Origin of the sequence: Chitinophaga polysaccharea (genome assembly GCF_902150045.1) — a bacterium.
In the GTDB taxonomy this organism is placed as follows: Bacteria; Bacteroidota; Bacteroidia; order Chitinophagales; family Chitinophagaceae; genus Chitinophaga; species Chitinophaga polysaccharea_A.
The window spans coordinates 3,028,773-3,053,722 of record NZ_CABFVU010000001.1 but is presented as its reverse complement, the minus strand read 5'-3'; the positions used below and the strand labels follow the sequence as shown (position 1 = coordinate 3,053,722).

Annotated in this window: 14 protein-coding genes; 12 read left to right on the top strand and 2 right to left on the bottom strand. The window is 48.3% G+C overall.

All coding sequences use genetic code 11. The annotated features are described in order from the left end of the window. Positions 1–327 precede the first annotated feature (327 nt). The 8 genes from FN124_RS12510 to FN124_RS12475 all read left to right on the top strand — a co-directional run bounded on the left by FN124_RS12510 (position 328) and on the right by FN124_RS12475 (position 19,104). Positions 328–4,341 (top strand): hybrid sensor histidine kinase/response regulator transcription factor, encoded by a 4,014-nt coding sequence (locus FN124_RS12510; protein ID WP_221887763.1) that lies wholly within the window; start codon positions 328–330, stop codon positions 4,339–4,341. 487 nt (positions 4,342–4,828) lie between these two features. Further along, positions 4,829–7,678 (top strand): TIM-barrel domain-containing protein, encoded by a 2,850-nt coding sequence (locus tag FN124_RS12505; protein WP_142685049.1) that lies wholly within the window; start codon positions 4,829–4,831, stop codon positions 7,676–7,678. Positions 7,679–7,737: 59 nt separating this feature from the next. Next, positions 7,738–10,866, top strand: a complete 3,129-nt coding sequence (locus tag FN124_RS12500) for a SusC/RagA family TonB-linked outer membrane protein (RefSeq protein WP_142685048.1) — start codon at positions 7,738–7,740, stop codon at positions 10,864–10,866. Between the two features lie 12 nt (positions 10,867–10,878). After that, positions 10,879–12,438 (top strand): RagB/SusD family nutrient uptake outer membrane protein, encoded by a 1,560-nt coding sequence (locus FN124_RS12495; protein ID WP_142685047.1) that lies wholly within the window; start codon positions 10,879–10,881, stop codon positions 12,436–12,438. Between the two features lie 27 nt (positions 12,439–12,465). Further along, positions 12,466–13,224: a hypothetical protein gene (locus FN124_RS12490; protein ID WP_142685046.1), complete on the top strand. Its 759-nt coding sequence runs from the start codon at positions 12,466–12,468 to the stop codon at positions 13,222–13,224. 128 nt (positions 13,225–13,352) lie between these two features. Then, positions 13,353–14,024 carry an RBBP9/YdeN family alpha/beta hydrolase gene (locus tag FN124_RS12485; protein WP_312847220.1) on the top strand — a complete coding sequence of 224 codons (672 nt, stop codon included), beginning with the start codon at positions 13,353–13,355 and terminating at the stop codon, positions 14,022–14,024. Positions 14,025–14,265: 241 nt separating this feature from the next. Continuing rightward, positions 14,266–16,095 carry an alkaline phosphatase gene (locus FN124_RS12480; protein WP_185937175.1) on the top strand — a complete coding sequence of 610 codons (1,830 nt, stop codon included), beginning with the start codon at positions 14,266–14,268 and terminating at the stop codon, positions 16,093–16,095. Positions 16,096–16,350: 255 nt separating this feature from the next. Continuing rightward, a complete protein-coding gene (locus tag FN124_RS12475; protein WP_142685044.1) occupies positions 16,351–19,104 on the top strand; it encodes a glycoside hydrolase family 2 protein in 2,754 nt (917 codons plus the stop codon). Here the strand turns inward: FN124_RS12475 and FN124_RS12470 are convergent. Continuing rightward, positions 19,096–19,800: an NUDIX hydrolase gene (locus tag FN124_RS12470; protein WP_142685043.1), complete on the bottom strand. Its 705-nt coding sequence runs from the start codon at positions 19,798–19,800 to the stop codon at positions 19,096–19,098. The two genes, FN124_RS12475 and FN124_RS12470, sit on opposite strands and share 9 nt — an antisense overlap. Before the next feature lie 77 nt (positions 19,801–19,877). Then, on the bottom strand, positions 19,878–20,540 hold the full coding sequence (locus FN124_RS12465) for an HAD family hydrolase (RefSeq protein ID WP_142685042.1): 663 nt from the start codon (positions 20,538–20,540) through the stop codon (positions 19,878–19,880). 324 nt (positions 20,541–20,864) lie between these two features. Between FN124_RS12465 and FN124_RS12460 the strand changes: the two genes are divergently transcribed. The 4 genes from FN124_RS12460 (at position 20,865) to FN124_RS12445 (ending at position 24,944) form a co-directional block, all read left to right on the top strand. Then, the gene (locus tag FN124_RS12460; RefSeq protein WP_142685041.1) at positions 20,865–21,737 is read left to right on the top strand and encodes a hypothetical protein; all 873 of its coding nucleotides are present in this window, start codon (positions 20,865–20,867) and stop codon (positions 21,735–21,737) included. A gap of 49 nt (positions 21,738–21,786) precedes the next feature. Then, positions 21,787–22,398: a TetR/AcrR family transcriptional regulator gene (locus FN124_RS12455; protein WP_142685040.1), complete on the top strand. Its 612-nt coding sequence runs from the start codon at positions 21,787–21,789 to the stop codon at positions 22,396–22,398. A 121-nt stretch (positions 22,399–22,519) separates the two neighbouring features. Then, positions 22,520–23,890: a TolC family protein gene (locus tag FN124_RS12450; protein ID WP_142685039.1), complete on the top strand. Its 1,371-nt coding sequence runs from the start codon at positions 22,520–22,522 to the stop codon at positions 23,888–23,890. A 10-nt stretch (positions 23,891–23,900) separates the two neighbouring features. Next, positions 23,901–24,944 carry an efflux RND transporter periplasmic adaptor subunit gene (locus tag FN124_RS12445; protein WP_142685038.1) on the top strand — a complete coding sequence of 348 codons (1,044 nt, stop codon included), beginning with the start codon at positions 23,901–23,903 and terminating at the stop codon, positions 24,942–24,944. Positions 24,945–24,950: the final 6 nt, after the last annotated feature.

Genomic DNA, 24,950 nt, shown 5'->3' with positions numbered 1-24,950 from the left:
TAATTTCTTGACAATCGTTTTACCTTCACCTACTTTTGTATAGCAAGAAGCTGGCTATCCCCATAAAACCGCAAATATCATTTATCATATACCGGCTTGCCGGATTTTTAGCTGATTAACTTTTTATGGACCTGAGTGCCATAACGTGGAATTTTAGCAATAAAGGTCGAATTCTTTCGACCTTTCTTTTTTTATTTCCATTTTATGGTATATTGTTGCGCAATAATTATAACTATAATTGTCAGACCAACAATTTTTCAACCAGGTAAGGTGTACATGCGGAAGCGGGTCTTTATATTTATCTTTTTATTCCTCGTTACGATAATAATGCGGGGACAAACACTCCCCTATCAGTTCAACCGGATTGATATCAACCAGGGCTTGTCTAACAACCAGGTAAACTGTATTTTCAGGGATAGCACAGGATTTATGTGGATAGGGACTGTATCAGGTCTGAACCGGTTCGACGGCTATCATTTCACTGTGTACCAGCACGATCTGCGCGATACTACCTCTGTAGCAGATAATAATATCAGCAGGATCATGGCTGGGCCAGGACAGCATCTCTGGATCCAGACCCGGGCCGGCATCAATATTTATGACCCGGTGACCGCCCGTTTTAACCGGCGCCCTGAAAAGATCCTGGGCCAGTGGGGCTTTCCCGGCAACACGGTCACAGATATCGTGAAAGATCCTTCCGGCGGGTACTGGTTCCTGCACCCTTCCGCAGGCATTTTCCTGGTAAGTGCAGCCAACAAGGTAAAACGGTTTACGCATACTGGTTCCGGAGGCAGCATCGGTACCAACAGCGTGTCTGTACTGTTGCCCGGTAAAGCAGGTATCTACTGGCTGCTGCATAGCAATGGCCTGCTGGAAAAAATGGACGCCCGCAGTCACCAGGTTGTTTACCGTGATAATACACTCGTAAGAGCTGAAATCCCCACCGGTGGCTGGGGAATGGTGGCAGATGCCGACGGCGACCTGTGGATGTTCAGCAAAAATGAGGACAACGGCGTTTACTATTTTGACGTAAACACACAACGTTTCCGGCATATCGACCAGAATACTCCCGGGCTGGCGCTGAATAACAATATTGTAAGAGGCATCGTTCCGGATAATAGCGGCCTGGTATGGATAGGTACCGATCATGGCGGTATCAATATTATTAATAAGAAAACACAAAGCATCCGTTACATTGAGAATATCAGTGAAGATAACCGAAGCCTGAGCCAGAACAGTATCACCACGCTTTATAAAGATAATACCGGCATCATATGGATAGGCACCTTCAAAAAAGGGCTGAACTTTTACCATGAAAACATGGTGAAATTCCCGCTCTACCAGTACCAGGCGTATAGCCGTAACAGTTTGCCGTATAACGATGTGAACCGGTTTGTGGAAGATGCAGCCGGTAACTTATGGATAGGCACCAATGGGGGCGGATTGATCTACTTTGACCGTGCCCGCAACACCTTCACCCAGTACCGGCACGATCCCGCCAATAATAACAGCATCTCCGGCAATGTGATTGTAAGCCTATGCATTGATCACAACAAACAACTATGGGTAGGTACCTATTTCAGTGGGCTCGACCGCTTCGACAACGGCCGTTTTATCCATTATAAACATGACCCGGCAGACAGTTCCAGCATCAGCGATAACAGTATATGGGAAATACTGGAAGACAGCCGCCACCAGCTGTGGGTAGGCACCCTCGGCGCCGGTCTTAACCGGATGGACCCCGCCACAGGCCGTTTCCGGCAATACAGGCGGGAAGTGAAGTCCAGGTACATTTCCGCTCTCATGGAAGACCACCAGGGAAAGCTCTGGATAGGCACCTCAGATGGCCTCGATGTATACAATCCCGCCTCCGGCATTTTCAAACATTATAACAATCTCCCGGGCGACAGCACCAGCCTCAGTCACAATAACGTGGTATGTATTTTCCAGGACAGCCGCCGCCTCATATGGATAGGCACCAGGGAGGGACTGGATCTCTTTGATCCGAAAACCAACAGTTTCCGTACCCTCCGCAAGGAGAACGGTCTCCCGGATAATTCTGTCCTGAACATCCTGGAAGCCAATGACCACCGCCTCTGGATGAGCACTCCCAATGGCCTGTGTAATATGACCATTGAGGGTAATACCTATACTTTCAAAAATTACGACGAATCCGACGGCTTGCAGGGAAAGGATTTCAACGAAAACGCCGCCCTGAAAACCAGTCGCGGTGAGCTTATTTTCGGCGGCGGCAACGGCTTCAACCTCTTCTACCCCGATGCCATTGCCCTCAATAATAATATCCCTCCAGTGGTGCTCACTGATCTGCAGATCTTTAACAAAAGCGTGCTCCCGGGAGAGGAGATCAACGGGCGCATACTACTGAAGGCCGCTATTCCGGAAACACAAAGCATCACCCTGAAGCATGGTGAAAATGTATTTTCGCTTGAATTTGCATCCCTGAATTATTTCCACCCGGAAAAGAACAGGTACGCCTATATGCTGGAAGGGTTTAATAAAGACTGGCTGTACACCGACGGCCTGCAAAGAAAGGCCACCTACACCAACCTCGACCCGGGCGAATATACTTTCCGCGTAAAGGCTTCCAACAACGATGGCGTATGGAATGAAAAAGGGCTTACCCTGAAAATAAAAGTACTCCCACCCTTCTGGAAAACCTGGCCTGCCTTCCTCGGTTATATACTGCTCATACTGGGGGCGCTGCTACTGGCCCGCCGCATCATACTGGAACGGGAAAGACTGAAGTTCAGAATGGAACAGCAAACACAGGAAGCTGCACGTATGCACGAACTGGATACGCTGAAGATCCGCTTCTTTACCAACGTAAGCCATGAATTCAGAACACCGCTGAGCCTTATCATTACCCCACTGGAAAAAATTGTGCGCCAAACAACCGAAGGCCCCTTAAAAGTACAGCTGGACCTGATGCAACGCAACGCACGGCGCCTGCTCAACCTCGTGAACCAGCTGCTCGACTTCCGTAAAATGGAAGTCCAGGAAATCAAACTGCATCCCGCAGAAGGAGACATCATCAGCTTTGTAAAAGACCTCACCGGCTCTTTTTCCGACCTGTCTGATAAAAAACATATACAGCTCGGCTTTCAGAGCAATGTACAAGAGCTAAAAATGTTGTATGATGCCGATAAAATAGAGAAGATCATCTTTAATCTCCTCTCCAATGCATTTAAGTTCACCCCCGAAAATGGCAGTATATCCGTTCAGGTTAGTTACCAGGAAACTGCCGGGCAACTGGAAATTGCCGTAAAAGATAATGGTATCGGTATTCCCCCGGAAAAACAGGAACATATATTTGAAAGGTTCTTCCAGCATGAAGTACCGGCCTCCATGGTGAACCAGGGCAGCGGGATCGGGCTCTCTATCACAAAGGAATTTGTGAAAATGCATGGGGGCAGTATTACGGTAGACAGCGCCCCGGAAATGGGTAGCTGCTTTACGGTATACCTCCCGGTTAAAACAGCTGCTGCAGTTGTTCCCGGCGATGTGCAGGAAACAATACGTACTGCCGTTACCGTTACAGCGCCTCCTGCGGTGAACACCAACTCTAAAAAACCGGTGGTTTTACTGGTAGAGGATAACGAGGATTTCCGTTTTTATCTGAAAGATAATCTCAGCCAGTACTTCCAGATTATTGAAGCAGAGAACGGGCTTGCCGCCTGGAAAGTGCTGCAGCACACGCTCCCGCACCTGGTAGTAAGCGATATTTCCATGCCGGAAATGGATGGACTGGAATTATGTAAAAAAGTACGCGCCCTGCAACGCACCGCGCACCTTCCCCTTGTATTGCTCACCGCCAGGGCCGAAGAAGCCCAGCAGCTGGAAGCCCTGGAAACCGGCGCTTCCGATTACATTACAAAGCCTTTTAACTTCGAGGTACTGCTTTCACGGCTCAGGAACATTATCTCCCAGCAATCATCTCTCAGGAAAACATTCCAGCAATATATAGAAGCCAACCCGGGAGAAGTAGCCATTTCATCGGCAGATGAACAATTCATACAACAGGCTTTGCAAATTGTAGAGAAGAATATTGCCAATCCCGACTTCTCGGTAGAAGAACTGAGCAGGGCGCTTTTCATGAGCCGGGTATCCGTGTATAAAAAGATCCTGGCCCTCACCGGGCGATCGCCCATCGAATTTATCCGGAGCATCCGTTTAAAGCGGGCTGCACAACTGCTGGAAAAAAGCCAGCTTACCGTAGCAGAGGTGGCCTATGAAGTGGGCTTCAACAATCCCAAATACTTTACAAAATATTTCAAGATGGAATACAATGTGCTTCCGTCTGTTTATGGAAAGAAGAAATAATACCCCTACTTCAAAAGTACATCATCCTGCAAAACAACAAATCTGCCCTATGAAATAACGAAATGCGCCCCCTGTTTCAGGGGGGCAATAGATAATTTTGTTGGATCGATTATTAAACCTACTATGTTCAAGCAAAACTTTAAACGAAGCAATCGCCTGTATCTGTTGATTGAAATCCTGCTGTACTGCCTGATCACAGGTTCTCTCATCGGCATCTTCTTATTATAACAGCTTTATAACCAGCCCTTTCATTTGCCATACGTTAACATTTAATGCCCTTACCGAAATCAAATTGTTACCCAGCGGATACCAGGAGTTAACATAATCGCCCTACATCAAAAACATACCCGTACCCTCGGATTCGTGCCCTCCTTTTACTTTTGTTTCAACACGTTTTGAAGTAACACGTTTTTGAAAAATGCAGCACAGGTACCACAACCTGTATTTGTAACAACCACGTTCAACCAACGAAAAAATCCGTTCAAATATGCAGATAAAGAGGGCGATACCGATCGTATTAATGACGTTCCTCACTTCCTGGTCTTATGCCGGGCAGGTGGAAAAATTGGCTGATGGGCTGTTGATCCATTTAAAAAAAACCGCCCGGAACGGCGCCAGGCAGGTGAAACTACAGGTGGTTTCTGATAAAGTGATCCATGTAACCGCCACCCCGGACGATCATTTCACGGGATCTCCAAGTCTCATGGCCGTAGATGCTACCGGTAATACTATCAAATGGGACTCAGAAGAACGGAATGAAAGCGTTACACTGAAAACAACCAGCATTACCGCTACAGTAGCACTGAATACCGGGGAAGTGACATTTCGCGATAAAACAGGCAATATAATATTACAGGAACAGGCCGGCGGAGGCAAACGCTTTTCCCCGGTTACTATTGGCAACAAATCCTTATACCGGATCCAGCAGGTTTTTGAATCCCCCGCCGGTGAAGCTTTCTATGGACTTGGACAGCACCAGACCGGCTTAATGAACTACAAAAACCAGGATGTAGACCTCACTCAGTACAATTCTGTAGCGGCGGTTCCCTTTGTAGTGTCCAGCCGGAACTACGGTATTTTATGGGACAACTATTCCATTACACGTTTCGGTGATAACCGTCCCTATAAACAAATGTCTGAATTACACTTAACCTCAGCCGACGGACAAACAGGCGGTTTTAGTGCCACCTATGGCGACCGTAATAATAATACAGTATATATAAAAAAGGTAGAGGATAAGATCGACTACGAATTCCTGGACCGTTTATCGTCGCTTCCTCCTTCCTTTCCAATGGTAAAAGGAAAAGTAACCTGGGAAGGCTCCGTGAATGCAGATGAAACAGGCGAGTATAAATTTTTCATGACCACTTCGGGTTATACCAAAGTATGGATCAATGGCCAGCTGAAGCTGGACAAATGGCGCGAAAGCTGGAATCCCGGCGCTTCTGTATTCCGCCACCTTCTTAAAAAAGGAGAACCGGCTACCGTAAAAGTAGAATGGATCCCGGAAACCGCGCAGTCTTTTATCTCCCTTAAATTCCTTCCTCCTACCCCGGAAGAAGGACCGGATAAAATGCAGCTAACCTCCGAAGCAGGTGAAAAACTTGACTATTACTTTATGTATGGAGAAAATATGGACGAAGTGATCAGCGGTTATAGAAAGGTAACAGGTAAAGCCACCATGATACCACGCTGGGCACTGGGCTTCTGGCAAAGCAGGGAGCGGTATAAAACGCAGCAGGAGATTGAAAGCACCGTGGCAGAATTCCGCAAAAGAAAGATCCCGCTGGATAATATCGTACTCGACTGGAGCTACTGGAAACAGGACGAGTGGGGCAGCCAGCAGTTTGATCCCGCACGTTTCCCGGATCCCGCAGGCATGATCAGCCGCCTGCACAAACAGTACCATACCAACTTCATGATCTCCGTATGGCCGAAATTCTATGAAGGCATCAGCAACTATAAATTATTCGACAGCAAAGGCTGGTTATACAAACAGAATATCAAAAACAGGCAGCGCGACTGGATAGGTAACGGTTACGTATCTACGTTCTATGATGCCTTTAATCCTGAGGCACGCAAACTGTTCTGGAGCCTGTTGCAGAAAAACCTGCTCAGCAAAGGTGTGGACGCCTGGTGGCTGGACGCCACAGAGCCGGATATCCTTTCCAATGCGTCTATTGAAGAACGCAAAAAACTGATGGATCCCACTGCGCTCGGCTCTTCTACCCAATACTTCAATACCTACGCACTGGTAAATGCGCAAGGCATTTACGAAGGACAAAGAGCTGCAAAACCGGATCAGCGCGTGTTCATTCTTACCCGTTCCGCTTATGCAGGGCTGCAACGTTATGCCGCCGCCACCTGGAGCGGCGATATAGGCGCCACCTTTACCGAGTTTAAAAGGCAGATCCCCGGCGGACTGAATTTCAGCCTCTCCGGCCTGCCCTACTGGACTACAGATATAGGAGGTTTTTTTGTGGAAGATAAATATGACAGTCCCGATCCGCAGGGGCCGGCACTGGAAGAATGGAGAGAGCTCAATACAAGGTGGTTCCAATATGGCGCTTTCTGCCCGCTGTTCCGCTCTCACGGGCAATACCCTTATCGTGAGATGTTCAACATTGCTCCCGACAGCAGTGTAGCGTACCAGTCTATGCTGTACTACGACAAACTGCGTTACCGCCTGCTGCCTTATATCTATTCCATTGCAGGCAGCACTTACCACCACGACTATACGATTATGCGCGGGCTGGTAATGGATTATGGCGGGGATACCGCGGTACTGAATATCAGCGACCAGTACATGTTTGGTCCCTCTCTCCTGGTAAACCCCGTAACGGAGTACCATGCACGCAGCCGCGAATTGTACCTGCCTGCAGGTAATGGCTGGTACGATTTCTACACCGGGAAATACGAAGCCGGTGGCCGGCATATTACCGCCGAAGCGCCTTTGCAAAGAATGCCTTTATATGTAAAGGAAGGCGCCATTCTGCCGGTAGGCCCTGACCTCCAGTATACCAGTGAGCGCCGTGCAGATACCATACAGCTGTATGTGTATACAGGTAAAGACGGTGAATTCACGCTGTATGAAGATGAAAATAATAACTATCAATATGAGAAAGGTGCTTTCAGCAACATTTCCTTCCAATGGAATGAAGCTGCGCAAACACTCACTATAGGTCAACGGGAAGGCAGATTTCCGGGTATGCTGCAGCAGAGGTACTTCCTCGTAACATTCGTGGGAAAGGAAAATGCGGCAGGACCGGACATCAGCAATAAGACAGGTAAAATGATAACATATAATGGAATAGCAAAAACGGTCCGGGCCATCTGACCTGGACCATTTTCTCTTAAAATCATTAAACTCCTTTGCCTAAATAAAACACGTTAAACATGAAAATCTGGTACACAATCAGCAACTATTTTCCGCGGCAAACCGTCATAAAGGCGCTCGCCGTATGCAGCCTGACCACCGCTGCGCCTCCCGCGCTGCATGCAGCTGCTAATAACGGGAAGGCATATACGCAACCTGTAAAACAAGCAGTTACGGGCAAGGTAATTGATGCCAATGGCGGCGCTCCCCTGCCCGGTGTTAATATCGTTATAAAAGGAACCACCCGTGGCACTGTTACCAACGTCGACGGAATCTTCACCCTGCAGGCAGCTCCTGGTGACATACTCGTGGTATCTCTGGTAGGCTATACTAAACAGGAACTGCCGGTAAAAGTGGACGGCCCCATGGTAATACGCCTCCAATCCGCTTCCACCGGTCTGGATGAACTGGTAGTAGTGGGGTATGGCGCGCAAAAGAAAAAAGTAGTGACCGGCGCCACTGTACATCTCAACAACGATGATCTCATAAAAAATCACGCCATCAGCGTAGAACAATCTTTACAGGGACAGGCCCCCGGTGTGCAGGTAACATCCAACTCCGGCCAGCCCGGTGATGCATTGAAATTCACTATCCGTGGTATAGGCACCAATGGCGACTCCAGGCCGCTGTTCATTATTGATGGCTTCCCGGCAGACGATATCAGCTTCCTCAATCCAAACGATATTGCCAGCGTAGACGTGCTCAAAGACGCTGCCTCTACAGCTATCTACGGAACACGCGCTGCCAACGGTATCGTAATGATCACCACGAAGAAAGGCCGCGCGGGTAAAATGAATGTCAGTTTTGATGCGTCTTACGGGTTACAGAATCCCGCCCGCAAACTGGACCTGCTGAATGCGCAACAGTATGCACATATCATGAATGAAGCAGCTATCAACTCCGGTTCGATACCTATCTATACACCGGATTCCATTGCGAAACTGGGTACAGGGCCCGACTGGCAGAAAGCAGCTACCATCAAAAATGCACCTATACAGAACTACAGCCTGAGCCTCTCCGGTGGCAACGAGCACTCAGTGTTCTCCTCTTCCCTTTCTTACCAGGGACAGCAGGGCGTAATGGGGCTTCCCGGCAGATCTAACTTTGAAAGAACTTCTTTCCGTATCAACTCAGAGCACAAACTATATAAGGACCTGATCAAAACCGGGGAGAACTTAACGTTTGCGCATACACGCCAGCGTGGTATCGGTACAGGCAACATCTATAATAACTCTATCCGCGGGTTACTGAACGCCTCACCCATTTACCCGGTGTATAATGCCGACGGCAGCTATGGCAAATCGCCCTATGCAGAGGAGCCCAATCCTATCGGTATGATCGATTACACGCAGAATAACCAGACCATCATCGACAGGATCATTGGTAACATCTACGCAGAAGCTACCCTCATCAAAGGACTGACCCTGCGTACCGACTTCGGCGCCGACATCTCCTATAATTACAATAACTCGTTTATTCCGGTATACAACCTCGGTACCAATAATAAGAACGATCACTCCTTTGCCAGCCAGGGAATGTACCGCAATCTTACCTGGAACTGGGATAACACCCTCACCTACCAGCTCACAACAGGCAAGCATAACCTGAATGTAATGGTTGGTACCACGGCAAAGAAATTTGAAGGGTATAATGTAAGCGGCAGCAAAACAGATCTTATCATTGCCGACTTTGATCATGCCATTATCGATAATGGCAGAAATGATTCTACCCGCAAAGTATATGGAGCAAGAACTTTGAATGCCCTGCAATCATACTTCGGAAGGGTGTTTTACAGCTACGACGATAAATACCTGCTTACCGCAACATTACGCCGCGACGGCTCCACCAAGTTTGGCGCCAACAACCGCTATGGCTACTTCCCCTCCTTCTCTGCAGGATGGATTGTGACCAACGAAGCGTTCCTTAAAAACAGCAGCTGGATCAACTTCCTGAAGATCCGCGGTGGATGGGGACAAAACGGTAGCGACAGGATTGATGATTTCAGGTACCTGGCCACTATCAATTCTACTTACCGCGATTACTACTTCAACGGGCAAAAAGCCATCGGCGCTTCTCCTGATAAGATACCCAACCCCGATCTGCACTGGGAAGCATCTGAACAGATTGACATCGGGTTTGATGCAACACTGTTCAAAGACGTAACCGTAACATTCGACTGGTATCAGAAAAATACCCGCGACTGGCTGGTAACGGCTCCTATCCCCGACCTGGTGGGCACCGGCGCTCCTACCATCAATGGCGGTAATATCCGGAACAAAGGTATTGAACTTGGCATTAACTACAACCACCAGTTCGGAGAAGTTACCATTGGTATCGGCGGTAATATTGCCTTCAATAAAAACACCGTAATAGATATTCCTAACCAGGAAGGCGTATTGCATCCTTCTTACAATGGCGTACTGTCGTCCAATATGGATGAATACTTCCGCGCGCAGAACGGCATGCCTATCGGCTTTTTCTATGGCCTGAAAACAGCCGGTATTTTCCAGAACCAGGCCGAAATAGATGCCTACACCAGCAAAAGCGGGCAAAGGATCCAGCCGGGCGCACAACCGGGCGATGTACGCTTTGTAGACATGAACGGCGATGGTGTGATCAATGGTGATGATAAAACAAAAGTGGGAGATCCTAATCCTACACAAACCTATGGCATCTCTTTATCCGCCGGCTGGAAGGGATTTGACCTGAGTGTGCTCATGAACGGTGTAGGCGGCAACGATATCGTGGATGGAACAAGGGCTTACGACCGTTACACTAACAACTATACCACAGCTATATTTGGCCGCTGGCATGGTGAGGGCACTTCCAACAGCATGCCCCGTGTAACACAGAATAATGAAGCCAACCAGAACTACACCCGCTTCTCAGACCTGTATGTGCACAATGGCGCTTTTCTCCGCATCAAAAGCATCAACTTCGGATATGATTTCAAGAAAACATTACTGAAACGCCTGCCGCTTCAGCAATTCAGACTATATGTATCCGGGCTGAATGTATTTACGTTTACCCATTACCGTGGGCTGGATCCGGAAGTGGGTTATGGTATCGACAGCTGGTCATCAGGCACAGACCTCGGTTACTTCCCGCAGCCCAGAACTGTTCTATTCGGCCTTAACGTTAAATTTTAAACTCCGGTAATCATGAAGAAAATATTTGCAGCTATCATCGTAACGGGGTTAATGGCTTCCTGTTCCAAAAGTTTCCTGGAAACATTGCCCATCAATACTATAACAGAAGAAGATTTTTATAAGACACCCGCAGATGCCTACCAGGCATTGGTTTCCGCATACAGTGTGTTAAACTGGGATGGATACGGGAATATTGCTCTCTCCTCAGAAATTGCATCTGATGAATGCTTTGGCGGTGGTGGTACCTCCGATAACGGTTGGAACCAATGGGATAAGAGCATTAAAATGAATGACCTTAACAGCAATGCCTGGAAGAAGTATTATACCGGTATTTACCGCGCCAATAAACTGATCCAGAAAATAGATGCAGTAGATTTCAAAGGAGATGACGCTACCAAAAAGCGTTATGTAGGCGAAGCACACTTCCTGCGTGCCTACTTCTATTTCGACCTGGTGCGTATGTTTGGTCATGTGCCATTACTCACAGCACCACTGGAACCCGGTAATTATAATATCCCGCAGGCAAGTCCCGACAGCGTATACATGCTCATTGCCAACGACCTGAAACTCGCAGCAGGTAATCTTCCTGCTACTCCTTTTGCCAGTATTCCCACCAGCGAATATGGCAGGGCTACCAAATGGGCCGCCGAAGCCCTGCTGGGCCGTGTGTTCCTGTACTACACCGGCTATTACAGCAAGCCTGATATTGCCGGCGTGCTTTCACAGGCAGATGCGATTGCCGCTGTTGACGATGTGATCAATAACAGCGGTCACAGTCTTATTCCAAAATACCGGAACCTGTTCCGTGCCTCCGCAGAAAACACTACTGCATATGCGGGTCAGAATAATGCAGAGGGCGTATTCACCATCCAGTACACCTACCTCGGCCTGGGCGATCAGAACCAGCAGAACGGTAACCGCATGCAGGTAATGATCGGTATCCGCTCCCAGGAACTGGGCCCCTACTACAAAGGATGGGGCGCCGCCACTGTAAATGAAGCGCTCTTTCATTCCTATGCACCCGGCGACACCAGGCAAACCGCTTCTATCATTTCCATTAACGGGGAAGGATTTGCCGATACCTATACACTGGGCGATCAGGCGCAATACACCGGCTTCTTTATAAAAAAATATACACCGCTGAAAGATAAGAACCCTGATGACCTTGGTGGTAATTTCCAATGGGACAATTTTGATAACTACGTGGTGATCCGCTTTGCAGATGTACTGCTGATGGGTGCTGAATTAAACATTACAGCCAACGCTGCCAAAGCACAGGAATACCTGGATCGCGTGCGCGACCGCGCATTTGGTGATCAGACTCACCGCGTTACCCTTAGCAGTAAAACGCAGATCATGCAGGAACGTAAATGGGAACTGGCACTGGAAGGACACCGCTACTGGGATCTGCTCAGGCAGGGCATGACCGTTGCCAAACAGGCAATAGATAACCCATCTTCCCAGGCAGCCTTTAATGTAGTATTCCGTACAGAAACAAATGGTTTATTCTCTATCCCTGAAACACAGATCAATTTATCTAACGGTACACTCAAACAAAACACCGGCTGGTGATATTGCTCACTTTAAAAAACCAAGAAAATGAAACGTCTGCATATATATTTCCTGGGATTAACTGCTGCATTATTTTATGCATGCAGTCCTTATGAAGACAGGATCACTCCCGCAGATCCTGCCGGCATTCAACTCGATTTCTCTGTTACACAAACGCCTGGTTATGATAACCAGGTAACGCTGGAAAGCAAAACCAAAGATGTGATCCCCTTCTGGGATTATGGCTTTGGTACCACTAAGAACGCGAAAGCGGTGGTGATCCTTCCTTTTGCGGGCGACTTCTTCATAAAATATTCTGCTTATGGCGCCGGTGGCCCTAAAACAGATTCCGTAAAAGTAACCGTGAGTGAAAACGATCCGAAATTTTTCGCCAGCGAATTATATAACCTGCTCACCAATGGCGCCGACGGAAAAACCTGGGTATGGGCAACTGATGTTCCCGGTGGCTACTGCTTTGGCAACGGCCCCGGTAATGCAGATAAACCGGCATGGTGGACTGTAGGTACAGCTGGCTTAAGAGACCAGGGCGTACTGGATGATGAAATGACATTTGATCTGAACAAAAATGCAAATTTTACTATCCTGCATAAAGGAGTAACTACGAAAGGATCATTTGCACTGGACACGCTGAACAAGGCGATTAAGATCAACGGAGCAGATATCAGCTGGGGCAACAACGTTACTTACAATATTATTAAGCTGAACAACAATGAACTGACGCTGGTACAGCAGGGCGATGGCTGGCGTAATCTCTGGCTGTTCAAGCGCAAAGGGTTTGTATTTTAAAAATCCACATTATGGCCCCCGGCGGGGATCTCCCTGCCGGGCCTTTTAAAAATTATTTTTTGGAAGATGATAAAAGCGATAACATATATCATAAATAATTAAGATACTCAGTATTAATCAATGCTGTTTTGGTTGTTACCTGTTGCCGGTGCTTTTCAGCACCGGTTATTTTTTTGTTGTCCGGCTTTCATCATTCACTTAATTTCTTATTTGATGATTCTTTATTACCTTTCAAGACACAACGCCTCTATGTCATGGAAATTAAAGTACTGACCGCGCCGGGGCTGGGGAGCTCCGGTGAATTACACTGGCAAACACTATGGGAACAGTCTATACCAGGAACAAAACGGATTGAGCAAACAGATTGGAACGCACCGGTATGTGCCAACTGGGTAGCGCAGATAGAGAAAGCGGTAACCGAAGCCGGGCCGCAGGTAGTAATAGCTGCACACAGCCTGGCTTGTATTGCGCTGGCGCACTGGGCAGGGCAAACCACCAGGAAGATCCGCGGCGCATTACTGGTAGCGCCTGCAGATGCAGAAAGACCAGGCTTCCCACCGGAAGCGACCGGCTTTACGCCGATCCCTTTGGTTAAGCTGCCCTTTGAAAGTATCATTGTTGCCAGCACCAATGATACTTTCTGTTCACTGGAAAGGGCTGCTTTCTTTGCCCGGTACTGGGGAAGCCGCTTTGTAAACGCTGGCGCCAAAGGCCATATTAACAGCGAATCCCGGCTGGGTGACTGGCCTGAAGGACAGAACCAGCTGAAAGAACTGGTGCAGAACTGGCCAACGCTCTGATGCCACAGGGGCTTATCTCATCAAATTTTATTGCCTGCCGGCAACGTTTAACCTGTTATTTCATTTTTCTTTATTCCACTTTTTCTTACCGCGCAAATAAGATATAACGCCGGAAGTATTGACTAAATCGATTTTTTCTGCCGGGAATTAACATAAAGATAAACTCAGGCGGTACTGCATGCTAACAGGATTATACCACCTTTGCCCGCTGAAACTTTTGAAAACTATCTTTTACCATACAATGAAAAAAGCACTGTTCTTTTTATCCGGTGTAATGATGGCCGCCGGGGCAGCTGCCCAAATAAAGCAGTATACCATGGCCCAGGCGCACTCGCATAACGACTATGAGCGGGCCACTCCTTTTTATGCAGCAGCGGCCCTGCAGTTCGGATCTATCGAGGCGGATGTGCACCTTAAAAACGGCGTTTTATACGTAGCGCACGATGCCACTGCCATACAACCGTTCCGCACGTTTAAGGAAATGTACCTGCAACCGGTGCTCCGCCAGTTTTCTCTTTACAACGGCAAACCCTACGAAGGCAATGCACCCATGCAGTTGCTCATCGACCTGAAAACAGCCGGTACTCCTACCCTCGGGGCATTACAGGAACTATTGCTCCCTTACCGGAATTATTTTGACCGCAATACCAATCCATCTGCCGTAAAACTGGTGATATCCGGCAATGTGCCGCCAATGGAAGAATGGCAAAAGTATGATCCCATCTTCTTTTTTGATGGCCGTCCCGACAGCGTATACCCGGCAGCGTTACAACAACGCATTGCCATGGTAAGCGTGGATTTTCACTCCTACAGCCACTGGAACGGCAAGGGCACACTGGTGCCGGATGAATTGGAAAAAGTAAAGGCAGTGATCAGCAAAGTACACGGACAGGGGCACCCCTTCCGCTTTTGGGGCGCACCCTCTACCAGGTCTGCCTACTACAAATTGATGGACCTGGGCGCCGACTGGATCGGTACAGACCACCCGGAAGAATTGTATGATGTGCTCCACAACACCAGCCGCACTACCGCCTCCAACATGCCGGTGCATGAAATATATACTCCCTCCTTTGCATCGGATGCCACACAGGTACGCTCAAAGAACGTGATACTGATGATAGGTGATGGCACCGGTCTTGCGGAAATGTTTTCAGGCTATACCGCCAATAAGGGCGCGCTGAATATCTTCCAGATGAAACAACTGGGCTTATCAAAAACCCAGTCGACCGATAATTACCACACCGACTCTGCCGCAGGCGGCTCTGCCATGGGCACCGGTGTCAAAACACATAACCGCGCCATCGGGCTGGATAACACCTATGTGCCCATCCCCGTAATCCCTGAAATACTCGCCCCCAAAGGCATCCGTAGCGGCGTTATAGTTACGGAAGAAATTACCGGCGCCACACCGGCTTCTTTCTATGGCCATATTGCTGATCGCGACAGCACCTACACACTGGAAAAGCAATTGCTGGGCAGCAAGCTGGATCTTGCAGTGGGCGGCGGCAGGGAACAACTGGATAAAGACTTCGGCCGGCAGCTCGCCTCCGCTGGCATCCGCATCTACGATAACCTGGATAACTGGGACGCCACTACGAAAAACCGTACGCTCGTGATTCTGAGCAACAAAGTAGTTAGCTCGATGCGCAATGGCCGGGGCAGCTATCTGAAAAACGCACTGAAAAAAGCGTTGCAGCAACTCAACGCTTCCGGCAAAGGATTTTTCCTTATGGTGGAAGGCTCCCGCATAGATCACGGCGGCCACATGAACGACCTGGACTACCTGGTGCGGGAAATGCTCGACTTTGATGAAGCCGTGGGAGAAGCCCTTCGTTTCGCCGACCACGACAAACAAACCACGGTGATCGTTACCGCCGATCATGAAACCGGTGGTCTCGCCCTGATGGATGGAGATATTTCACAAGGCACTTTACGGGGCCATTTTGCCACCAACGATCATACCGGTATTCCTGTGATGGTATTCGCCTATGGCCCTAACTCCCAGCTGTTCCGTGGTGTATATGAAAACAACGAGATCTTCCGCAAGATGCTGACATGCTTCGGCGAGTAGCGCTGGTGCGCCTTCGGTGCGCGCGGATTTTGTCTGACTCAGGATTAAACTGATTACGCTGATTACGCTGATTTTATTTTTTGGGATTTTATAACATGATTTTAAAAGATTCGGGGAGATATAAGCGGATATCGCTTTTATCTCCCCAAATTCTTTAAAATCAAAACAGATCAAATCAGCGTAATCAGTTTAATCCTGAGTCAGACAAAATCCGCATCTTTTTTATACTTTTAAAGGCATTTTAAAATTCCGGTTATGTCAGCAAGAATGATATTGCTGCTCACGGGCATGTTATGCCTGCACGTAGCATTCGCACAGGAAACCCGATACATCTACCTTTCAGGTACAGATAAAGACCATACCGTTAACTGGGACTTCCGTTGTTCCGGTGGACAGCGCAGTGGAAAATGGACCACTATTCCCGTTCCATCCAATTGGGAACAGCAGGGATTCGGCAGCTATAACTACGGCCACGACAAAGTTAAAGCCGATGAACAGGGGTTTTACCGTTATCGCTTTACCGCTCCGGCCAACTGGCGCGAGCGACAGGTGAATATTGTTTTTGATGGCGTGATGACCGATGCCGAAGTAAAAATAAACGGCCACCTTGCCGGTGAAATACACCAGGGTGGCTTCTACCGGTTCAGGTATGATATCAGCAGATTGTTACAGAATGGCAGCAACCTCCTGGAAGTAAAGGTGAGCAAAATGTCGGCTAATGCAGGTGTAAACCGTGCAGAAAGGAATGGTGACTTCTGGATCCTGGGCGGTATTTACAGACCTGTGTTCCTGGAAGTGAAGCCGCTGATCCATATTAACCATGTAGCCATTAATGCCACTGCCAAAGGGCTTTTCACAGCGCAGGTATTCACTTCCCCTTTGCCGGAAGGATATTCCCTCAGTACACAGGTGGTAACTATGACCGGCCAGCCCCTGCAGCCTGCTGTAACCCTGCCTGCCACTGCTAATCACCCTGCCGCCTATACGTTGCAGCAACAGATTGATCACCCGGCTACCTGGAGTGCGGAGTTTCCAAACCGCTACCTGGCAGTGGTGGAAATTAAAAAAGATAACCAAACCATACACCGCATATCCCAGCCCTTTGGTTTCAGAACCATTGAAATAAGACCACGGGATGGCATATACGTAAATGATACCAAAGTAATACTGAAAGGCGTAAACCGCCATAGTGCATGGCCTGAAACAGGGCGTACGCTCAGTAAGGATATCAGCATCCTGGATGTGAACCTGATGAAAGATATGAACATGAACGCCGTGCGCATGTCGCACTATCCGCCGGATGAACACTTCCTGGACGTATGCGATTCCCTGGGCCTGTTTGTACTGGATGAGCTCACCGGCTGGCAGGCAGCATACGATACTGTAGTAGGCCGCAAACTGGTGAAAGAACTGGTGGAACACGATGTGAACCATCCATCCATCATTGCATGGGACAATGGCAATGAAGGAGGGTTTAACCGCGCCCTGGATGGCGATTATCAGTTGTACGATCCGCAGCTGCGCCCGGTATTGCATCCGTGGGAAAGATACGGTGGTGTAGACACCAAACATTATCCCAACTTCAACTATATCGTTAATTCAAGTCTTTACGACCAGGATATTTACATGCCTACCGAATTTATGCATGGGCTTTACGACGGCGGCATGGGCGCCGGCCTGGCCGATTTCTGGGACCGCATGCTGCAACATCCCCGCTGCGCCGGAGGGTTTCTGTGGGCATTCGGTGACGAAGGACTGGTACGTACCGACAAAAAAGGCATCATCGACACCAATGGCAACCACGCCCCTGATGGCATTGTAGGGCCTCACCGCGAAAAAGAGGGCAGTTTCTATACCATCCGCCAGATCTGGTCACCGGTACATATGTCCCTGCCCGTTATAAACCCCAACACCTTCGATGGCCGTATCCAGGTGGAGAACCGTTACGACTATACGCCATTGTCCAGGTGCCGGTTTACTTGGCAGCTGCTGCGATTTGCATCTCCCGGAAAAAATAATAAAGCAGATACTATCCCTTCCGGCAGGATCACTCCTCCCGGCCTGGCGCCTCATACCAAAGGCTTCCTGGAGCTATCCCTTCCCAATGGCTGGCAGGATGCAGACGCTTTATATGTGAATGTGCAAGACAGCTACGGACGCAGTATCATTACCCGCAGCTGGCCGCTGCAACCGCCTTCCCGTGTAGTGCGGCAGTTTCAGGGAACAAAGGGCCAGCTGGACGTAGTAACGGATCATGATACACTTTCCGTCAGCAATGGCGCAGGCACCTATTATTTCAGTCGCACCACCGGGCAGCTGTTACATATCCGCACCCCCAAAGGCAACATATCGTTAAGCGGAGGCCCTGTATTGGCGGGCATTTCCCAGGAATTGAAAGCATTCAGCTCCGGTACCGACTCCAGCGGTTATTTTATCGTTGCCAGGTACGAAGGCAACGGCTTTCTTCACGTTAAATGGACTTTTAAGCCCAACCTGCCGGTACAACTGGATTACAGCTATAGCATTAAAGGCGCCACACCCTATAGCGGCATTACTTTCCGCTACCCGGAAGAAAAGGTAACCGGACTGTCATGGACCGGTGAAGGACCTTACCGTGTGTGGAAGAACAGGTTGCAGGGACAATTATTTGGGAGCTGGTATAAAGCCTACAACAATACAGTAACGGGGGAAAGCTGGGAATACCCGGAGTTTAAGGGTTATCATGCCAACGTATACCAGGCCACTTTCCATACAAAGGAACAGGCATTTACCTTTTATACCGGGCAGGAAGGTACATTTTTACAGGTATTCCGGCCACAGGCGCCGGCAGGAGCAGCCAACAACTATACCGCGCCGGCCTTTCCGGACGGTGATATAGGCTTCCTGAGCGCCATTGCGCCCATAGGTACCAAGTTCCAGGATGCCGCACAGATGGGGCCTGAAAGCCAGGAGAATATAATGCTGAACTATACGCCGGTGAAGGGCACTATCTGGATAGACTTACCGTAGGTTGCCGGGGTCTGTAACAAAATTCAGGAAAGCATTGAACTTGGCGTTGTACTTGCGCTTGTCGAGCTTGAAGTAAAAGGCGCCGCGTTTGGAGCTGAGCCGGTCTTTATCCTTTTGTTTGATCAGCAGGCCGGTGGACAATACCTTGCGGCTGAAATTACGTTTATCGAAAGTAACGTCATATACTGCTTCATACAGCAGCTGTAACTGTGGAATAGTGAACTTCTGCGGCAGCAGTTCAAAAAGGATAGGATGTATAGCTGCTTTATAACGGAGCTTCTCCTGGGCCATCTTCACCATTTCAGTATGGTCAAAGATGAGGTCGGGCAGCTTACCGAGTGCGATCCATTCGGCATGGTACTCGTCGTTGATCTGCAGTTTGTACTGGTTGATATCAATAAGGGCGAAGTAGGTGATGGAAACAGTGCGCTCTACCGGGTCGCGGGCAGGTTCACCAAAGGCAAAGAGCTGCTCCATATATACCCCTTCCAGGCCCGTGAGCTTATGCAACACCCGTGCAGCAGCCGCTTCAAAGCTCTCGTCGGCCTGCACAAATCCGCCCATCAGGCTCCACTTATTCTTCTGCGGTTCAAACCCCCGCTTGATCAGCAACAGCTTTAGTTCTTCCCCATCGAAACCGAAAATGATGCAATCAACTGCTACCAGCATTCTTGATTGCCCTGAATAACGTGTCATACCAGCAATTATTTATATAACCCGGCAATTTATGGTACACTGCCGACATTTGGAAATTATATTGCAATATTCCTTGTCTATACGAACAATTGTTGTAACACCGGATCGGTATAGTCCGCCACAAAAGCCCTGATATTGTTGTAGGCGGCAAACTCTTCGCGTGTATGCATGGTGGTTAATACAATTGCCGCCATACCCGCATTCAGTGCGGCTTCCACCCCTTTGGGCGCATCTTCAAATACGATGCAGTTGTTGGGCGATACGCCCAGTTCTGCTGCGCATTTGAGGAAAACTTCCGGATCCGGCTTGCTGGTGGCAACATCATCGGCACTTACAATAGCCTTCAGGTAGCGGCGGATATCCAGGTTGTCGAGCACATAGTTGATGTTGAAAGTGTTGGCTGCAGATCCTATTGCCATGGGAATACCCGCAACGGCAGCTTTGTCAAGGAATGCAGGCAGCCCTGCAATCAGCTCCAGGTGAGGCCTGAAAGCTTCCTGGTACAATACCTCTTTTTCATGGGCAATTTCCTCCATCTCTTGGGCGGTGAAACGATCTTTCCCGAACACACGTACCAGCAACTCTTCATTTTTGCCGTACATATGGCTTCTTACAATTTCCCTGGGAAGATTGGCGCCCAGCTTGTTCAACATGTTATACCAGCCTTCCAGGTGATACTCCATGTCGTTGATCATAGTACCATTCAGGTCAAACAGAAATGATTTTTGCTGCAGGGTCATAATGCCTTTTTTTGTAAGGCGCAAAGATACACGAATTTTGTCTGACTCCCGAGTCAGACAACCACCACGTAGTTCGAAAGGAATTACTTATATTTGAAAATTGTGACATTCCGGCCAGTGGCTTCAGGCATTAAATTACCCGGATGGACCCGGCTTCTCAGGATAACCTTTTCACCAGCTATAGTTCATTATCTCAAATATTAGTTGCAGTATGGATATCATTCAAAGAAACAATATCCATGTTACCGGTAACCCTGACAGTCCGCAGGAAGCAGTAGCTGCCATCCAATTGTTTCTTTAGTTCATCTTTTTAATTGCATACTTGTGAGCAACTGGGAGCGTAAAGCTTTAAATTTTATCAATCAAACCGGCAGATGGGATAAAGAAAAACATATCTCCTCCTTTCTTGCCTTCAGTATTTCCCTGGTAAAAAACCTGGTGGAAGCAGATATCGCACTGCAACTGGAGTTTGAAGACGAAGAAACAGCCAGGGTAAAATGCGCTTCCCCGCTCCATCTGAACGAAATTGTGCTCAACCCTGAACCCATCAAAAAGCTATTGTACGCCAATGGCTTTAAAACCATCTACTGGCGCGTAGTGCCGCCACCAGAAGAGAATGTGTTCAGTGAAATAATGCCTGCGTTGTCGTCGGCCGTTATCATGCCCGTAAATACCAGTCCGAATAACAGCCTCCTTATTTTAGGCTGGAGTGAACCGCCATCCTTTGATGCCGGCTTCCTGGAATGTATAGAAACGATCCGTTTACGTTTGAAAGAGGTACTGGTGCAATCCCAGCAGCAGATCTACTTTCAGCGGGTAGCCATCCGGTTTGCCGCTATCCTGCATACCATTCCCCATGCACTGGTGTTCATCAACAACGATGGGTTTTCCGGTTGGGTAAACCAGGAAGGCGCTACCCTTCTCGGGCTGTCCGGTCCGGGAGAACAGCTGCCGGCTGTGCTTTCAGACGCCATGATGCAGTTGCGGAATAAAGCGGCTAACATAGTGGCAATCGACAGGGAAGCGATGCAATTGTTCTCTTCCCCGGAAAATTCCATCCGCAACTGGACCTGGGAGATGGAACATAAAACATTGATGGTATCGTGTTTACCTGTTAACACCCAGCAGGTAAGCGGCAGGTTATGGATCTTTGAAAACAGCGATCAGGACCAATCCTTTCCTCCTCTCAAAAATTAATTTGGAAAATTAACACTGTTCAGTATATTTGCACTGTAAACAATTCAACGTGGGCATAACAGAAAGAAAAGAGCGGGAAAAGGCAGAAATGCGCAGGCGTATTGTAGACGTGGCAATAAAAATGTTTGTGGAAGAAGGATATGAAAAAGTATCTATCCGCAATATTGCCGACAAAATAGAATATAGTCCTGCAACTATTTACCTGTATTACAAAGACAAAGACCAGCTGCTGTATGATGTACAGACAGAGGCCTTTGCCACGCTGGCCGGTGAATTTGCGAAAAAAATTACACATAAGGAGCCATTTAAGCGCTTGCAGCAACTGGCAAAAGCATACATAGAGTTTTCAAGGGATCATCCTGAACTGTATGACCTGATGTTTATTATAAAAGCGCCGATGAATGCCACACATGAGGAAGAATGGAAGAACGGGGATCCTTCATATGATGGGTTGTTTCACCTGATGGAGGAATGTATAGCAAAGAAACTGGTGAAATTTAAGGACCCCACCATTGCTACGCTATCTGTCTGGGCTTTTGCACATGGCTTCATCAGTCTCTACCTGAGAGGACGATGCAAAGTAGCCGCTGTGTCACAGGAAGAAATGCCCGCGGTGATAGATAAAGCAGTGGACGAATACCTGCGGATGATCAAAGCATAAACTACTAAAGCCATTACGGCTTTTTTTTAAGACAGGAATTAAACACTGTTCAGTATCTAAACATCGATTAACAGAAGCCTGCCGGCTTTATTTTTTTCGACATTAATAAACACCGTTCACTATGTATACATCAATCACAAAAGGAGCATTGTTAACAACCTTGCTGACAGCAGGATTCAGCTCCTTTGCACAACATTCCGTACTGGATCAATACATACAATCCGCCTTTGATAATAATAAAGGATTGAAGGATCAAAACTTCCAGCTTACTAAATCGATGCTGGCTTTACAGGAAGCCAAAAGCCTGTTCGGGCCAAATGTTTCCGTACTAGGCAGTTATACCAAATCGGCCGGGGGCCGTACCATCGACTTCCCCATCGGTGATATTATGAACCCGGTGTACAATAGTCTAAACCAGCTTACCAACAGCCACAATTTTAAAAACATCGACAACGTGTCCGTACAGCTGAACCCCGACAATTTTTATGATGCAAAAGTAAGGGCCAGCCTGCCGCTGATCAATGCAGAGATCTATTACAACCAGAAGATCCGCAAAGAACAGATCACACAACAACAGGCAGCGCTGAACGTATACAAACGGGAACTGGTGCGCGATATAAAAACAGCCTACTACCAGTATTACCAGGCTGCTCAGGCAGTAGCTATTTACAACAATGCGCTCTCGCTCATCAATGAAAACATACGGATCAATGAAAGCATGGTACGCAATGGCGTTCGCAACAATACCGCCCTGTACCGTGCGCAAACAGAGAAACAGAAAACGGATGCCGATATCAATAAAGCCATCAACGCCAGGGAAAACTCAAAAGCCTATTTTAACTTCCTGCTCAACCGCGGACTGGATGAGAATATTACACTCGACAGCACCCTCCTACGGGTGCCGGCACAACTGCCTGGCAGGGATATCAACGACCGGGAAGAACTGGCGCAATATAAAAGCGCTACTAACGTATACCGCTTAAACGAACAACTGCAGCGCTCCTACCTGGTACCCCGGCTCAGTACCTTTATTGACCTTGGCTCCCAGGGTACGGGCGCGCACTTTGATAAAGATACCCGCTACTATCTTTTTGGCGTAAACCTGGAATGGAACCTGTTTGCTTCGCATAAATACAAGTACAAAATAAAACAGGCAGCCAATGAAGTAGCCACCATTACCAATGCCGCCGACCAAACAACACAGCAACTACAGCTACAGCTATACGAAGCGGTAAACAACTACCAGACATCCGTACTGAACTTTAAAACAGCACAAAGCCAGCTATCCTTTGCGGAAAGGTATTACCGCGACCAGATGAAAGTATACAAAGAAGGACAACTGCTTTATATAGAATTACTGGATGCACAGAACCAGCTCACACAGGCACAGCTGCAAACCGCAGTAGCACAGGCCGCCGTGCAAACGGCCTACGCTTCGGTAGAACGTGCACAGGCATCTTACAATATCACTGATAATCACAACAACCAATAAATATATACTCATGAAAAATACATTGCTCCTGCTGCCTCTTTCTGTACTGCTGTTCTCCTGCGGCAGTAAACCGGCAGCTATCATCACTGTTTCCGATACTATCCCCGTAAAGATCATGCCACTGGAAAAACAGGGCACCGCCGTTACCATCAATGCCTCCGGGCAGTTTACTACCGATGATGAAGTATATCTCTCTTTCAAAACCAATGGCATCATCAGCAGCATCCTGGTAAAGGAAGGGGATAAAGTACATAAAGGACAATTACTGGCAACGCTCAATCTCACTGAAATAAATGCACAGGTGCAGAAAGACCAGCTGGCCTTTGAAAAAGCCCAGCGCGATTACCAGCGCATTGTGAGGCTGCATAACGACAGCGTAGCCACACAGGAACAACTGGAAAACAGTAAAACCATCATGGACCAGGCACGGCAGCAACTGAGCACTACCCAGTTTAACCGCAGCTACTCCACCATTCATGCCACACAGGATGGCTATGTATTGCATAAACTGGTAAGCAGCGGGCAAATGGTGAACGCAGGCACGCCGGTGCTGCAAACCAACGGCGCCAGCAGCTCCCACTGGCTGCTTCGTGTAGGCGTAAGCGACAGGGAATGGGCACAGGTAAAGAATGGCGACAAAGCCAGCATTGAAATATCAGGCGTTCCAGGCGACACACTCACTGGCATGGTTACACGTAAATCAGAAGGTATTGATGCACAGAGCGGCACCTTCCTCATTGATGTACAGCTCACCGGCAACAAGCCCGCCGCTATCGCGGCCGGCATGTTTGGCCGTTGTCATATTCACGCAGGCGCCATTACCGGCAGCACTGCCTGGAGCATCCCCTACGCCTCCCTGCTGGATGGCAATGGCAGCAGCGGGTTTGTGTTCGTTACCAACGACAATAAAACCGCGCAGAAAATACCTGTTACCATTACAGGTATGGAAAAAGAAAATGTACTCATCAGCACTGGCATGGAACAGGCAAAAGCACTCATCATTTCAGGCAGCGCTTACCTGAAAGATCAATCACCTATCCGTATCATCCAATAACAACTG